The sequence below is a fragment of the Pseudomonas sp. Tof1 genome, assembly GCF_055390395.1.
The window spans coordinates 6,492,489-6,506,868 of the sequence record NZ_AP024344.1; the positions used below are offsets into that span (position 1 = coordinate 6,492,489).

Here is a 14,380-nt window from a genome sequence, read left to right on the forward strand (position 1 = left end):
CGTTAATCGTGCAAGCCTGCCGTAGCGGCGGCTGCTATTCAAGTTAGATCAAGCTACTACCGGTCAGGGCGCCTTGCAGGCCCGACCGATCAAATCGTTGGTGGCAACCCAGTAGACCAGGCCTTCCTCACCTTTTTTGTGAAACGCCAACATGTTGTCGCTGTACAGCACGCCGCTGTCGACGGCGCCGACTTCCGGCTTGAGGCGATAGACCTGGTCGCCGCCGCCGAGGCGTACGTCGACCGCCTGCTGGCTGCTGTCGGCGTAACGCCAGAGCACTTCGGCCTGACTGTCGCAAACCCAGCGGGTCCAGTTGTCCGCCGGTTTCGACGACGGCAGGTTGAAGGCGGCGCAACCGCCGAGCAGTGCCAGTGAAGCGAGGGCGATAAAGCCTTTCATGCCGGTTCCTCGACTGGCGACCCAGGCCGCCAGTACTGCATGTGATGAATCAGACCCGTCAGGGGCAACCCTGTTCCCGAGCCGGCGACGGGGTGTCGTATTTCTCCAGGCCATCCGGGCCCAGGCGCTTGTTCAACAACGGCGCGGTTTCCGCCTGCCAGTCGGCCTGGTAGCAGCCCTTGCCGGCCGGATCGGGCGCTGGCCGCGCCGGTTCGACCGCGGCCTGGCCGGCACATCCGGCCAGCGCGGCGACGGCGAGCCACAGCGCAAGCGGCTTGACCCTATGAACACTCCCTTTCAACGGTCGGTACCGGCTCAGGCCTTGGCGCGGCTTTCCAGCACTTCCACGGCTGGCAGTACCTTGCCTTCGACGAACTCGAGGAAAGCACCACCACCGGTAGAAATGTAGGAGATATCCGCAGCCACGCCGTACTTGTCGATGGCGGCCAGGGTGTCACCACCACCGGCGATGGAGAATGCGGCGCTTTCGGCGATAGCCTGGGCCAGCACCTTGGTGCCATTGCCGAACTGATCGAACTCGAACACGCCGACCGGGCCGTTCCAGAGGATGGTCTGCGACGACTTCAGCAGCTCGGCGAACCGGGCGGCGGTCTGCGGGCCGATGTCGAGGATCATGTCGTCGGCGGCCACGTCGGCGATCAGCTTGACGGTGGCGGCAGCACTTTCGGCGAACTCCTTGGCCACCACCACGTCCACGGGCAGCGGTACGCTGACCTTGGCGGCGATGGCACGGGCGGTGTCCAGCAGGTCAGGCTCGTACAGCGACTTGCCCACCGGGTGGCCAGCAGCGGCCAGGAAGGTGTTGGCGATGCCGCCGCCGACGATCAGCTGGTCGCAGATCTGGCTCAGGCTGTTGAGCACGTCGAGCTTGGTCGACACCTTGGAGCCGGCGACGATCGCCGCCATCGGCTTGGCCGGAGCGCCCAGGGCCTTGCCCAGTGCTTCCAGTTCGGCGGCCAGCAGGGGACCGGCGGCAGCGACCTTGGCGAACTTGGCCACGCCATGGGTCGAACCCTCGGCGCGGTGGGCGGTACCGAAGGCATCCATCACGAACACGTCGCACAGGGCGGCGTATTTGCGGGCCAGCTCGTCGGCGTTTTTCTTCTCGCCCTTGTTGAAACGCACGTTCTCGAACAGCACGATGTCGCCGGCCTTGACTTCAACGCCATCCAGGTAGTCGGCCACCAGCGGCACTTCGCGACCCAGGGCGCGGCTCAGGTAGTCGGCCACGGGCGCGAGGCTGTTCTCGGCCGAGAACTCGCCCTCGGTCGGACGGCCCAGGTGCGAGCAGATCATGACTGCCGCGCCTTTTTCCAGGGCCAGCTTGATGGTCGGCAGCGAAGCCAGGATACGCGCATCGCTGGTGACAACACCGTCCTTGACGGGGACGTTGAGGTCTTCGCGGATCAGTACGCGCTTACCTTGCAGATCGAGGTCGGTCATCTTCAACACGGTCATGGGTCGCAATCTCTGGTTTACGGTTTTGGGTGGACAACGTTCAGGTAGTGCCCTGCAACGTCGATCATTCGGTTGGCAAAACCCCATTCGTTGTCGAACCAGGCCAGCACGTTGACCAGCCTCGGGCCGGAAACGCGGGTCTGACTCGCATCGACAATCGCCGAATGGGGGTCATGGTTGAAATCACAGCTGGCGTGGGGCAACTCGGTATACGCCAGCAACCCCTTGAGCGGGCCGCTGGTGGCGGCTTCGCGCAGGATCCGGTTGACCTCCACGGCATCGGTGTCGCTGACGGTCTGCATCGTGATGTCGAGGCAGGACACGTTCACCGTCGGCACCCGTACCGCTTTGGCCTGGATTCGGCCGGCAAGTTCCGGCAGCAGCCGTTCGATACCGCGGGCCAGGCCGGTGGACACCGGGATGATCGACTGGAAGGCCGAGCGCGTGCGCCGCAGGTCCTCGGCGTGGTAGGCGTCGATCACCGGCTGGTCGTTCATCGCCGAATGAATGGTGGTGATCGACACATGCTCCAGACCGATCGCCTGATCCAGCAGGCGCAACAGCGGCACGCTGCAGTTGGTGGTGCAGGAAGCGTTGGACACCAGCAGTTCGTCGCCGGTCAGGCAATCCTGGTTGACCCCATAGACGATGGTTGCGTCCACCGCCGCCTCGCTGGCCATCGGCTGGGAGAACAGCACCCGTGGCGCACCGGCCGCCAGGAAGCGCTGGCCGTCTTCGCGGGTGTGGTAGGCGCCGGAGCATTCGAGCACCAGGTCGACGCCCAGGCCGGCCCAGTCGATGTCTTCGGGGTTGGCGCTGCGCAGGACCTTCACGCAGCGGCCATTGATGTGCAGGCAATCGTCCTCGACCCGTACTTCGCCAGGAAAGCGGCCGTGGGTGGAGTCGAAGCGTGTCAGGTATTCAAGGCTGGCCATGTCGGCCAGATCGTTGAGGGCAACGATTTCCAGCCCGGCCCGGTCTCCCCGCTCGAACAGCGCACGCAGGACACAACGACCGATACGGCCGTAGCCGTTGAGGGCAACTCTGTAGGGACGCGGTTGAGGCATGGGGATCTCGCCGGAGCTTGAACATCAAGAACCCATGCCGGGGCATGGGTTCTGTGAAAACGGGACTGTCTGTGAGCCAGGGAAGCAGGCGGTGTGCGGGCTACCGCCTTCGCGGGCAAGCCCTGCTCCTACAGGAGGGTGCCGTGCACACATGTTGCGTACGACACACACCTTGTAGGAGCAGGGCTTGCCCGCGAAGAGGCCGGCCCGGACAACCGGCCTATCGCCGTACTCAGTCTTCCAGCAGTTCCTCGGCCTGACCCAGGATGTTCTCCAGGGTGAAGCCGAACTCTTCGAACAGGGCTGCCGCCGGCGCCGACTCACCGTAGGTGGTCATGCCGATGACGCGGCCTTCCAGGCCCACGTACTTGTACCAGTAGTCGGCATGCGCCGCCTCGATGGCGATCCGTGCACCGACTTCCAGCGGCAGGACCGCCTGCTTGTAGCTGGCATCCTGGGCATCGAACAGGCTGGTGCAAGGCATGGACACCACGCGGACCTTGCGGCCCTGCTCGGTCAGCTTGTCGAAGGCCTGTACCGCCAGGCCGACTTCGGAACCGGTGGCGATCAGGATCAGCTCGGGCTCGCCCGCGCAATCCTTGAGCACGTAGCCACCACGGCTGATGTTGTCGATCTGCGCGGCATCACGCACCTGGTGCTGCAGGTTCTGCCGGGAGAAGATCAGCGCCGAAGGACCGGCCTTGCGCTCGATCGCATGCTTCCAGGCCACGGCGGATTCCACCGCGTCGGCTGGACGCCAGGTATCGAGGTTCGGCGTGGTGCGCAGGCTCGCCAGTTGCTCGATCGGCTGGTGGGTCGGGCCGTCTTCGCCCAGACCGATGGAGTCGTGGGTGTAGACATGGATCACGCGCTGCTTCATCAGGGCCGACATGCGCACCGCGTTGCGGGCGTATTCCATGAACATCAGGAAAGTCGCGCCGTAAGGCACCAGGCCGCCGTGCAGGGCCACGCCGTTCATGATCGCGGTCATGCCGAACTCGCGCACGCCGTAGTACATGTAGTTGCCGCTGGCATCCTCGGCGCTGACGCCCTTGCAACCTTTCCACAGGGTCAGGTTGGAGCCGGCCAGGTCAGCCGAGCCGCCGAGGAACTCGGGCAGCAGCGGACCGAAGGCGTTCAGGGCGTTCTGGCTGGCCTTGCGGCTGGCGATGGTTTCACCCTTGGCCGCGACTTCGGCGATGTAGGCCGAGGCCTTTTCCGAGAAGTCGGCCGGCAGTTCGCCGCTCAGGCGACGCACCAGCTCGTTGGCTTCGGTCGGGAAGGCCGCGGAGTAGGCGGCGAAACGCTGGTCCCACTCGGCCTCGACGGCACGGCCGGCTTCCTTGGCGTCCCATTCGGCGTAGATGTCGGCCGGGATTTCGAATGGACCGTGGTTCCACTTCAGCGCGGCGCGGGTCAGGGCGATTTCCGCGTCACCCAGCGGGGCACCGTGGCAATCTTCCTTGCCCTGCTTGTTCGGCGAACCGAAACCGATGGTGGTCTTGCAGCAGATCAGGGTCGGCTGCTCGCTCTTGCGGGCGGTCTCGATGGCGGTCTTGATCTCTTCCGGATCGTGACCGTCGACATTGCGGATCACCTGCCAGTTGTAGGATTCGAAACGCTTCGGCGTGTCGTCGGTGAACCAGCCTTCGACTTCGCCGTCGATGGAGATGCCGTTGTCGTCGTAGAAGGCGATCAGCTTGCCCAGGCCCAGGGTGCCGGCCAGGGACGCGACTTCATGGGAAATGCCTTCCATCATGCAGCCGTCACCCAGGAACACATAGGTGTGGTGGTCGACGATGTTGTGGCCGGGACGGTTGAACTGCGCCCCCAGGACCTTTTCCGCCAGAGCGAAACCGACGGCGTTCGCCAGGCCCTGGCCGAGTGGACCGGTGGTGGTTTCCACGCCCGGGGTGTAACCGAATTCGGGGTGACCCGGGGTACGGCTGTGCAGTTGACGGAAATTCTTCAGGTCGTCGATCGACAGGTCGTAGCCGGTCAGGTGCAGCAACGAGTAGATCAGCATCGAGCCATGGCCGTTGGACAGGACGAAACGGTCACGGTCGGCGAAGGACGGGTTGCTCGGGTTGTGTTTCAGGTAGTCACGCCACAGTACTTCGGCAATATCCGCCATACCCATGGGGGCACCGGGATGGCCGCTGTTGGCTTTTTGCACGGCATCCATGCTGAGGGCACGAATGGCGTTGGCACGCTCACGACGGCTGGGCATCGCTGATCTCCTGGGTTTTGAGTTGAAACGAAACGGAAAAAAGGCGTGCATTTTCCCTCAGGGAGAGCCCTCGGGGCAATGACAGATAGTCGTTCCACCGCGTTTTTCCCGCCGATAGTTGCGCATCGTGCTGATGAATCCTTTCCGCTCCTGGTCTGTAGAGCCACGGGAAAACGGGAAAGTGCCATTTATCCTGCAATATCAAAAGTTTTTGATATTGACCTTGCGGGGCGTCGCGACGCTGACTAGACTGCTGGCCTTATGAATCTACCTGCGCCCGCCCTGCTTCACGATCGCTGCGACGAGCTGTCCGCCCTGTGCAAGGCCGGCGGCGATCCGTTGCGGCTGAACGTATTGCGGGCGCTGGCCAACGACTCGTTCGGCGTGCTGGAGCTGGCGCAGATCTTCGCCATCGGTCAGTCGGGCATGAGCCACCACCTCAAGGTACTGGCCCAGGCCAACCTGGTAGCGACCCGCCGGGAAGGCAACGCGATCTTCTATCGTCGCGCCCTGCCCCACACCGAATTGCCGGGCGGCCGGCTGCACGCCGCCCTGCTCGACGAGGTCGACGCCCTGCAACTGCCGGTCGAGGTGCAGGCCCGCATTACCCAGGTACACGGGCAACGGGCCGCCGCCAGCCAGGATTTCTTCGCCAAGGTCGCGGAAAAGTTCCGCGCCCAGCAGGACCTGATCGCCGGCCTGGCGCAATACCGCGAAAGCGTCCTGGCGCTGCTCGACAAGCTCAACTTCGCGCCGACCGCCACGGCCCTGGAAATCGGCCCCGGCGACGGCGGCTTCCTGCCCGAGCTGGCGCGGCGTTTCCAGCAGGTCACGGCGCTGGACAACAGCCCGGCCATGCTCGAATTGGCCCGCCAACTGTGCGACCGCGAGGCGTTGACTAATGTCAGCCTGCAACTGGCCGATGCATTGCAGAACAACAGCATCCAGGCCGACTGTGTGGTCCTGAACATGGTCCTGCACCATTTCGCCGCGCCGGCCGAAGCCTTGAAGCAGATGACCGGGTTGCTGCGACCCGGCGGCAGTCTGCTGATAACCGAGTTATGCAGCCACAACCAGAGCTGGGCCAGGGAGGCCTGCGGTGATCTCTGGCTGGGGTTCGAACAGGAAGACCTGGCCCGTTGGGCCATCGCTGCGGGGCTCGTCCCCGGGGACAGCCTCTATGTAGGCTTACGTAATGGTTTCCAGATTCAGGTTCGCCACTTTCAGGGACCGACTGGCGCCACTCAACATCGGTAAACTCAGGAAAACCATCGATATGAGCGAATATTCCGTTTTCACCTCCGAGTCCGTGTCTGAAGGGCATCCGGACAAAATTGCCGACCAGATTTCCGATGCGGTGCTGGACGCCATCATTGCCCAGGACAAATTTGCCCGCGTCGCGTGCGAAACCCTGGTGAAAACCGGCGTGGCGATCATCGCTGGCGAAGTCACCACTTCGGCCTGGGTCGACCTGGAAGACATCGTCCGCAACGTGATCCTCGACATCGGCTACAACAGTTCCGACGTCGGTTTCGATGGCGCCACCTGCGGTGTGATGAACATCATCGGCAAGCAGTCGGTGGACATCGCCCAGGGCGTTGACCGCAGCAAGCCGGAAGACCAGGGCGCCGGCGACCAGGGCCTGATGTTCGGCTACGCCAGCAACGAAACCCCGGAGCTGATGCCCGCCCCGATCGCCTACTCGCACCAACTGGTCCAGCGCCAGGCCGAAGCCCGCAAGTCCGGCCTGCTGCCATGGCTGCGCCCGGACGCCAAGTCGCAGGTGACCTGCCGCTACGAAGGCGGCAAGGTGGTCGGTGTCGACGCCATCGTCCTGTCGACCCAGCACAACCCTGACGTGTCCTACAGCGACCTGCGCGAAGGCGTGATGGAACTGATCGTCAAGCACGTCATCCCGGCCAATCTGCTGACCAAGGACACCCAGTTCCACATCAACCCGACCGGCAACTTCATTATCGGCGGCCCGGTGGGCGACTGCGGCCTGACCGGCCGCAAGATCATCGTCGACAGCTACGGCGGCATGGCCCGTCACGGCGGCGGCGCCTTCTCCGGCAAGGACCCGTCCAAGGTTGACCGTTCCGCCGCCTACGCCGGTCGCTACGTGGCCAAGAACATCGTCGCCGCCGGCCTGGCCGACCGCTGCGAAATCCAGGTTTCCTACGCCATCGGCGTAGCCCAGCCGACCTCGATCTCGCTGAACACCTTCGGCACCGGCAAGATCAGCGATGACAAGATCATCAAGCTGGTCCGCGAGATCTTCGACCTGCGCCCGTACGCCATCACCACCATGCTCGACCTGCTGCACCCGATGTACCAGGACACTGCGGCCTATGGCCATTTCGGTCGTACCCCGGAGCTGAAGACCGTCGGCGACGACACCTTCACCACCTTCACCTGGGAAAAGACCGACCGCATCGACGCCCTGCGAGCCGCTGCCGGCCTGTAATTTGTCGGTTGCGTCACAAAAGCCCTTCATGGTTCGCCATGAAGGGCTTTTTCATGACAGCCGGTCATTCCCTGTACAAACCTGTTTCCCTATATTTCGCCATCTCGGACCCTGTTTCTCCCCTGGATATTGCACGGCGCCTGTTCGAGAACCTTTCTGATGCGTCGGCAATCGAACATTGAGGTTTGCCATGCGTACTTCCGCTTTCGCCCCCGCCGCGATCCTGCTCGGCCTGTTCACCCTTCCAGCCCAGGCCGCCGACCTGAGCGCACTCACCAACCTGGCGACACAGCTGGGCGGTGGCTCGACGACACAGACGACCGGCAATACCGCCGACGCCGGCAGCTGCAACCCCAAACAGGTGCAGGATCTGCAGAAACAGATCTATGCCGCCAAGGTCAAGGGTGACACCGTCAAGGCCAACGGCCTGCAAATGGCCGTGGACCATATCACCGCCAGTTGCAGCGGCGTGGCCAGCTCCCAGCAGCCCATCAACAACACCGCGGCGCCCCAGGATCCCAAGGCGCAGGCGATCGATGCCGGCATCAAGGCACTGGGCGGCCTGTTCAAGTAAGCCGACATATGCGGTAAGAAAGCCCCGCCCCCGCGGGGCTTTTTAATGCCCTAGGCTTTGCCTTTCGGTCGAGCAAGGAGGCTGCGGCATGGGCTTCGTCCTGGGTATCGCCTTTTTCATCTGCTGTTTCGCAGCCCAGGCCGCGCCGTGCCCGCAGTGGCCGCAGGAGCGCGCCCTGCGCGAAATCGAGGCCCTGGAGCAACAAATCGCCCAGTGGGACGAGCGTTACCACCGCCAGGGCACTTCGCCGGTCGCCGACGAGCTCTACGACCAGTCCCGCCAGACCCTGCAGGGCTGGCGCGACTGTTTTGCCGCCAGCGGGAGTCCGCCGGACAACCCGCTGCTCAAGGCGCGCGGGCCGACTCCCCATCCGATTGCCCATACCGGGCTGGACAAGCTGCCGGACGAACAGGCGGCCCGGGACTGGATCAGCACCCGCCAGGACCTGTGGATCCAGCCCAAGGTCGATGGCGTGGCCGTGACCCTCAGCTACCGGCAAGGTCGCTTGCAGCAGGTGATCAGCCGTGGCGACGGCCTCAAGGGCCAGAACTGGACCGACCAGGCCCGCCGGATCGCGGCCATTCCTGGCCGATTGCCGCAACCCCTCGACCTGGTGCTGCAAGGCGAGTTGTACTGGCGCCAGAGCGGCCATGTGCAGGCCGAACACGGCGGGCTGAACGCTCGCAGCAAGGTCGCCGGCCTGATGGCCCGGCACCGCTTGCAACCCGATGAGGGCGAAGGCATTGGCCTGTTCGTCTGGGACTGGCCCGATGGCCCGGCGACCCAGCCTGAGCGCCTGCAAGGCCTGAGCGCCCTGGGCTTCCCCGACAGCGCGACCTACAGCCGGCCGATCAGGGGATTTGCCGAAGCCCGGCACTGGCGCGAGCGCTGGTTCCGAGAGCCGTTGCCCTTCGTCAGCGATGGCGTGGTTCTGCGTCAGGGTCAGCGGCCCGCCGCGCACCTCTGGCAGGCCCGGGCACCCTCCTGGAGCGTCGCCTGGAAATACCCCTACAGCCAGGCCCTGGCCCATGTACGCCAGGTCAGCTTCAAGATCGGTCGCACCGGCCGGATCACGCCGATGCTCGAGCTGATCCCGGTACGCCTGGATGACCGTCAGATCAGGCGGGTCAGTACCGGCTCGCTGCAACGCTGGCGGGAGCTGGACATTCGTCCCGGCGATCAGGTGGCCATCAGCCTCGCCGGCCTGACCATTCCGCGCCTGGACGCGGTGGTCTGGCGCAGTGTCGAACGCGAACCGCTCGACGTCCCCAACCCGGACGATTTCCATGAGTCGAGTTGCTGGCGCTACGGCCCGGGTTGCGAAAGCCAGTTTCTCGCCCGACTGGCCTGGCTGAGCGGCAAGCAGGGGCTGGAGCTGCCAGGACTGGGCCCCGGAACCTGGGAAAAGCTGGCTCGCGCGGGCCGCCTTGCACAACTGCTCGATTGGCTGACACTCGATGCCCACGAGCTTGCTAACATTGCCGGCCTGGGCCCGGTCGGCAGCCGGCAGTTGCTCGATAACGCCCGGTTGGCCCGACAACGGCCGTTCGAGCGCTGGCTGAGGGCCCTGGGCGTACCCGCCGGTGCCGGTATCAGGCTGGACGGCAACTGGCAGGCACTGGCCAGCCGAACCGTCGGGGCCTGGCAGGCCGAACCCGGGATCGGCCCCGAACGGGCCGCGCGCCTGGGTGCCTTCTTTCGGGACCCACAGGTAATGGCCCTGGCTGAATCATTACGTGTCGCCGGGGTCGATGGGTTCTGAGGAAAAAGCTGCAAACCGAATCGGAACACTCATACAACCGAGTCGGCTTTTATTTGTTCATTGTCACTTTTCAGTATTTTTCAGCACGGAGCCTTTCATGAAACTTCCCTCTTCACTGGTGCTTTTCACCCTGTGCACGGTCATGGCCGCCCCGCTCCTGGCCGCCGAGGAACAACCCGAACTGACCGGTTGCGCGGCCAAGCGCCAGGCCATCAGCAACCAGCTCGAGGCCGCCAGGGCCCAGGGCAACAGCGAACAACAGGCCGGCCTGGAGAAGGCCCTGGACGAAGTCACCACCCACTGCACCGACACCTCGCTGAAAAAGGAGCGGGAGAACAAGGTGCTCGATGCCCGGCACGAGGTCAGCCGCCGTCAGGCCGACCTCGACAAGGCGATGAAAAAGGGTGACCCGGAGAAGATCAACAAGCGCAAGGACAAACTCGCCGAGTCCCGCAAGGAGCTGCAGGACGCCCTGGACGAGCTGGACAAGTAGCCCGCCCCGCCCCCGTTCACTCAGTGATCGCGAAACTCCTTGTGGCAGGCATCGCAGGCATCCTCGACCCTTTCCACCGCCGGCCTGAGCAGGCTGGCCTGGTAGGGCTGGACCTTGCTCGCCACCACCAGCTCGCCGGTGGCGCTCTCCAGCGAGCGGGCCAGTTCCTGAAAACGCGCCTGCTTTTGCCAGACATCGGCCTTGGCGCTGGTATGCTCCGTTTCCTTGACCTGCGGGAAATGTTTCCACGGCTCATGGGACAGGCTATCCAGCTTGATCGCTCCCTCGGCAAACGCCGGGCCGTCGAAAGGGATCCGACCTCGGAGCATGCCGCCCAGGTCTTCGCTGGTCTTGAGCATCTGCTTGAAAATGGCCTTGCGCTGGCCCAGTGGCGAGTTCGGGTCGATACCGCCACAGGCGGCGAGGCTCAGGCCGGCCAGCAATACAACGAAAAATTTCTTGATAGTCATGATGGCATCAGGTCACGGGAGACGGCGGCCAGTATCCTCGCCTGAAGATCAAACACCAATAGGCCAGGCCGCCAATACCCTCACTCAATGAATGGATTACCTGAACAACGACTGAACAGGTGATCACTCAAGGAATACACCGCTTCATGAACACCACTTACAAACGCCTGGGCTGGAGCCTGTTCGCCCTGGCCCTGCTCGCCGGCTGCAATGGCAAGGACAACCAGCCACCCGTGCCGGTCACCACTTACGTCAAGGCCGACTGGAAAGCCCTGCCGAACGTTTCCGACGCCGACCTGCAGGCCGGCTTCGCCTCGTGGCGCAGCGCCTGCACCCGGCTGAAGAGCGACGCCACCTGGGCGGCCACCTGTGCCGCGGCGAGCAATGTGCCCGCCAACCCCGTGGCCATTCGCAGCTTTCTTCAGCAGAACCTCGAGGTCTACGGACTGCGCTCGGCGCAAAACAGTGCCGACGGGCTGATCACCGGTTACTACGAACCCGTCTACCCCGGCAGCCTGACCCGCACGGACAAGGCCACGGTGCCGGTCTATGGAGTACCGGACGACCTGATCATCGTCCAGTTGGACAGCCTCTATCCGGAACTCAAGGGCAAGCGCCTGCGTGGACGACTGGAAGGCCGTGTGGTCAAACCCTATGACGACGCCGCACTGATCGCCACCCAGGGCGTCAAGGCTCCGGTGCTGGCCTGGCTGACCGACCCGATGGACCTGCAGTTCCTGCAGATCCAGGGCTCGGGCCGAATTCGCCTGGATGACGGCCGGCAACTGCGGATCGGCTACGCCGACCAGAACGGCCACCCGTACCGGGCCATCGGCCGCTGGCTGGTGGAACAGGGCGAGCTGAAGAAGGAAGACGTGACCATGGGCACCATCAGCGCCTGGGCCAAGGCCCATCCGACGCGCATCCCGGAGCTGCTGGCCAGCAACCCGAGCTATGTGTTCTTTGCCCGCAACCCGGACAGCAACGAAGGCCCGCGTGGCTCGCTGAACGTTCCACTGACCGCCGGCTACAGCGTCGCGGTGGATCGCAAGGTCATTCCGCTGGGCAGCCTGCTGTGGCTGTCGACCACCCGTCCGGACGGCACGCCGCTGGTACGGCCGGTGGCGGCGCAGGACACCGGTGGAGCGATTGCCGGCGAGGTCCGCGCCGACCTGTTCTGGGGCACCGGCGACGCCGCCGGGCAACTGGCGGGAGACATGAAGCAGAAAGGCAATATCTGGATGCTGTGGCCCAAGGGCATGGCGTTGCCCCAGGTGCCGGATATCGGTAGCTGATTGCGGTGCAGGCCGTAGGGGCCTATTCGCGGGCAAGCCCGGCTCCTGCAGTGCGGTGTCGGAAACAGGTTTTCCGACTACGACACCAGCCTGTAGGAGCCGGGCTTGCCCGCGAAGAAGCCTTCGCCTGGCCTCAGATGGACACGAAGAAGAAACTCGCGATCAAGGCCATCCCCACTGCCCATACCACCGAGCGCAGTATTGCCCAGTCAGCCAGGTAGCAGATGATGTACAGCAGACGGCTGGTGATGAACAGCACCGCCAGCACGTTGATCGTCACCAGCGAGGCATGACCGACCAGATGCGCGATGATCACTGCCGCGGCAAAGGCCGGGGTCACCTCGAAACTGTTCAACTGCGCCGCATGCGCGCGCCTGGCGAAACCTTCGAGGGTTTCCAGGAACGCCCGCGGGTCATGGTTCTGCCGCGGCCCGAACTGGCCACCACTGAACTTGGCGATACCGGTGCACAAGTAGGGCAGGAAGATCGCGATCAATACACACCAGAGTGCTGGAGTCATGACAAAGTCCTTGTTCTTGGAGTTGGATGAACATGTCGACCAGCATGCAGGCACGCCGGTTTCGCGCAAGCCGGTCTAGTCGGCAAAGGCGCACACAACACTAGCGCATCTGATGGCCCGCGGGGCAAATACGTTCACACTTTGACAAGCCTGCCGCCATACGAATGCGTTGGGTACTCACCAGAACCGCTCGGTCACCTTTCAAGCATCATGCGAATCCCTCGGCGCCCCGCTTTCACTGCGGATCTGCGCATGACTGATCAGGGCGAAGATGCAACTGCCGCCAATGATGTTGCCGGCCAGCGTAGGGCCGGCGAAGTGCAGCCAGAACTCACGCCATGACAGTTCCCCGGCGAATACCAGGTAAGAGACCTCGGCCGAACCGGCCACAATATGCGTGAAATCGCCCAGCGCCATGAGGTAGGTGATCAGGATGATGATCCACATCTTCGCGCTCTCCATGGACGGGATCATCCAGACCATGGTGGCGATCATCCAGCCGGACACGATGCCCTTGGCAAACATCTGTTGTGGCTCGTGCTCCATGACCTTGCGACCGATTTCGAGAAAGGCCAGGTCGGTCTTGTTGTCGAAGATCGGCAGATGCAGCATCACGTAGGCCACCAGCAGCGTGCCGCAAAGATTGCCCACCAGCACCACGCCCCATAAGCGCAGCAGGCGACCGAGGTTGCCCAGGGTCGGCTGGCTCATCAGCGGCAGCACCGCCGTCAGGGTGTTTTCGGTGAACAGTTGCTGGCGCGCGAGGATCACCGCGAGAAAGCCCGCGCAGTAGCCGAAGCTGGCGATCACCTTGAACGCCTCGCCCTCCGGCAACCGGGAGTTGAGCAGTCCCATCGCCATCAGCGACAGGCCCATGGTCAGGCCGGCCGCCAGCGCCGACCAGCCGAGCGCGGCGACACTGCGCTCCAGTTCCTGGTCGCCCTGCAGGCGGATGATTTCATGCAGCACCGCCGCCCTTGGCGGCTGGTTGCGTGTGACGTCCTGCCGCTCTTCGGGCGACAGGTCCGGGGTCTTGCCGTCTTTTTGCGTATCCATCGAGTGCCTGAACCCAAGGTGTGCCTGAAAAGTGGGACACCACGGGTTCGCGGCTGTTCAGTGACTGGCGCGATCAGATCGGACTGATCCCGTCCTCCTTGAACTGGTCCTTCACGTACTTGATCTCGGTCCGACCATGAGGCGCCGGCAGGCCGTCTTCGCCCAGGTTGACGAAGACCATCTTCTCCACGGTCAGGATGCTCTTGCGGGTGATCTTGTTGCGCACTTCACAGGTCAGGGTGATCGAAGTACGCCCGAACTCGGTGGCCGTGATACCCAGCTCGATGATGTCCCCCTGGCGCGAGGCACTGACGAAGTTGATCTCGGAGATGTACTTGGTCACCACCCGCTGGTTGCCCAGCTGGACGATGGCATAGATCGCCGCCTCTTCGTCGATCCAGCGCAACAGGCTACCGCCGAACAGGGTGCCGTTGGGGTTGAGGTCTTCGGGTTTGACCCATTTGCGGGTGTGGAAATTCATGCGCGTACCTGACCGTCTTGCCATTGATGCCAGCTATCATGGCAGACCGCACGGTCAAGCTCTATGAACACTCGACTATGGTCGCCA

15 protein-coding genes are annotated in these 14,380 nt (G+C 63.8%); 6 read left to right on the forward strand and 9 right to left on the reverse strand.

Annotated features, from left to right (window positions below):
* Positions 1-63 precede the first annotated feature (63 nt).
* The 5 genes from ACZ5KU_RS29275 to tkt all read right to left on the reverse strand — a co-directional run bounded on the left by ACZ5KU_RS29275 (position 64) and on the right by tkt (position 5,175).
* A complete protein-coding gene (locus tag ACZ5KU_RS29275) occupies positions 64-399 on the reverse strand; it encodes an MliC family protein (RefSeq protein ID WP_054059929.1) in 336 nt (111 codons plus the stop codon).
* Positions 400-457: 58 nt separating this feature from the next.
* Positions 458-700: a hypothetical protein gene (locus ACZ5KU_RS29280; RefSeq protein ID WP_054059928.1), complete on the reverse strand. Its 243-nt coding sequence runs from the start codon at positions 698-700 to the stop codon at positions 458-460.
* 14 nt (positions 701-714) lie between these two features.
* Positions 715-1,878 carry a phosphoglycerate kinase gene (locus ACZ5KU_RS29285; RefSeq protein WP_054059927.1) on the reverse strand — a complete coding sequence of 388 codons (1,164 nt, stop codon included), beginning with the start codon at positions 1,876-1,878 and terminating at the stop codon, positions 715-717.
* Between the two features lie 17 nt (positions 1,879-1,895).
* Positions 1,896-2,945, reverse strand: coding sequence for an erythrose-4-phosphate dehydrogenase (gene epd, locus ACZ5KU_RS29290; protein ID WP_054059926.1), 1,050 nt, complete (start codon positions 2,943-2,945; stop codon positions 1,896-1,898).
* Positions 2,946-3,177: 232 nt separating this feature from the next.
* Entirely contained in the window at positions 3,178-5,175 is a 1,998-nt protein-coding gene (gene tkt, locus ACZ5KU_RS29295) for a transketolase (RefSeq protein WP_054059925.1), read from the reverse strand.
* A 261-nt stretch (positions 5,176-5,436) separates the two neighbouring features.
* On the opposite strand from tkt, the gene ACZ5KU_RS29300 reads away from it, so the two are divergent.
* The 5 genes from ACZ5KU_RS29300 (at position 5,437) to ACZ5KU_RS29320 (ending at position 10,471) form a co-directional block, all read left to right on the forward strand.
* Positions 5,437-6,432, forward strand: a complete 996-nt coding sequence (locus ACZ5KU_RS29300) for an ArsR/SmtB family transcription factor (RefSeq protein ID WP_054059924.1) — start codon at positions 5,437-5,439, stop codon at positions 6,430-6,432.
* A gap of 19 nt (positions 6,433-6,451) precedes the next feature.
* Positions 6,452-7,642: a methionine adenosyltransferase gene (gene metK / locus ACZ5KU_RS29305; RefSeq protein WP_054059923.1), complete on the forward strand. Its 1,191-nt coding sequence runs from the start codon at positions 6,452-6,454 to the stop codon at positions 7,640-7,642.
* Positions 7,643-7,832: 190 nt separating this feature from the next.
* Positions 7,833-8,216, forward strand: a complete 384-nt coding sequence (locus ACZ5KU_RS29310) for a DUF1090 family protein (RefSeq protein ID WP_054059922.1) — start codon at positions 7,833-7,835, stop codon at positions 8,214-8,216.
* A gap of 88 nt (positions 8,217-8,304) precedes the next feature.
* Positions 8,305-9,978: an NAD-dependent DNA ligase LigB gene (gene ligB / locus ACZ5KU_RS29315; RefSeq protein WP_054059921.1), complete on the forward strand. Its 1,674-nt coding sequence runs from the start codon at positions 8,305-8,307 to the stop codon at positions 9,976-9,978.
* A gap of 97 nt (positions 9,979-10,075) precedes the next feature.
* The gene (locus tag ACZ5KU_RS29320) at positions 10,076-10,471 is read left to right on the forward strand and encodes a DUF1090 domain-containing protein (RefSeq protein ID WP_054059920.1); all 396 of its coding nucleotides are present in this window, start codon (positions 10,076-10,078) and stop codon (positions 10,469-10,471) included.
* Positions 10,472-10,491: 20 nt separating this feature from the next.
* Here the strand turns inward: ACZ5KU_RS29320 and ACZ5KU_RS29325 are convergent, their stop codons facing one another.
* Positions 10,492-10,941, reverse strand: a complete 450-nt coding sequence (locus ACZ5KU_RS29325; protein ID WP_054059919.1) for a c-type cytochrome — start codon at positions 10,939-10,941, stop codon at positions 10,492-10,494.
* A gap of 146 nt (positions 10,942-11,087) precedes the next feature.
* Between ACZ5KU_RS29325 and mltA the strand changes: the two genes are divergently transcribed.
* Complete coding sequence (gene mltA / locus ACZ5KU_RS29330; protein WP_054059918.1) at positions 11,088-12,236, forward strand: murein transglycosylase A; 1,149 nt, start codon at positions 11,088-11,090, stop codon at positions 12,234-12,236.
* Between the two features lie 133 nt (positions 12,237-12,369).
* On the opposite strand, the gene ACZ5KU_RS29335 is transcribed toward mltA, so the two are convergent.
* The 3 genes from ACZ5KU_RS29335 to ACZ5KU_RS29345 form a co-directional block, all read right to left on the reverse strand.
* Complete coding sequence (locus ACZ5KU_RS29335) at positions 12,370-12,756, reverse strand: MAPEG family protein (protein ID WP_464736599.1); 387 nt, start codon at positions 12,754-12,756, stop codon at positions 12,370-12,372.
* A gap of 201 nt (positions 12,757-12,957) precedes the next feature.
* The gene (locus tag ACZ5KU_RS29340) at positions 12,958-13,812 is read right to left on the reverse strand and encodes a formate/nitrite transporter family protein (protein WP_054059722.1); all 855 of its coding nucleotides are present in this window, start codon (positions 13,810-13,812) and stop codon (positions 12,958-12,960) included.
* A gap of 73 nt (positions 13,813-13,885) precedes the next feature.
* Positions 13,886-14,293: an acyl-CoA thioesterase gene (locus ACZ5KU_RS29345; protein ID WP_054059721.1), complete on the reverse strand. Its 408-nt coding sequence runs from the start codon at positions 14,291-14,293 to the stop codon at positions 13,886-13,888.
* Positions 14,294-14,380: the final 87 nt, after the last annotated feature.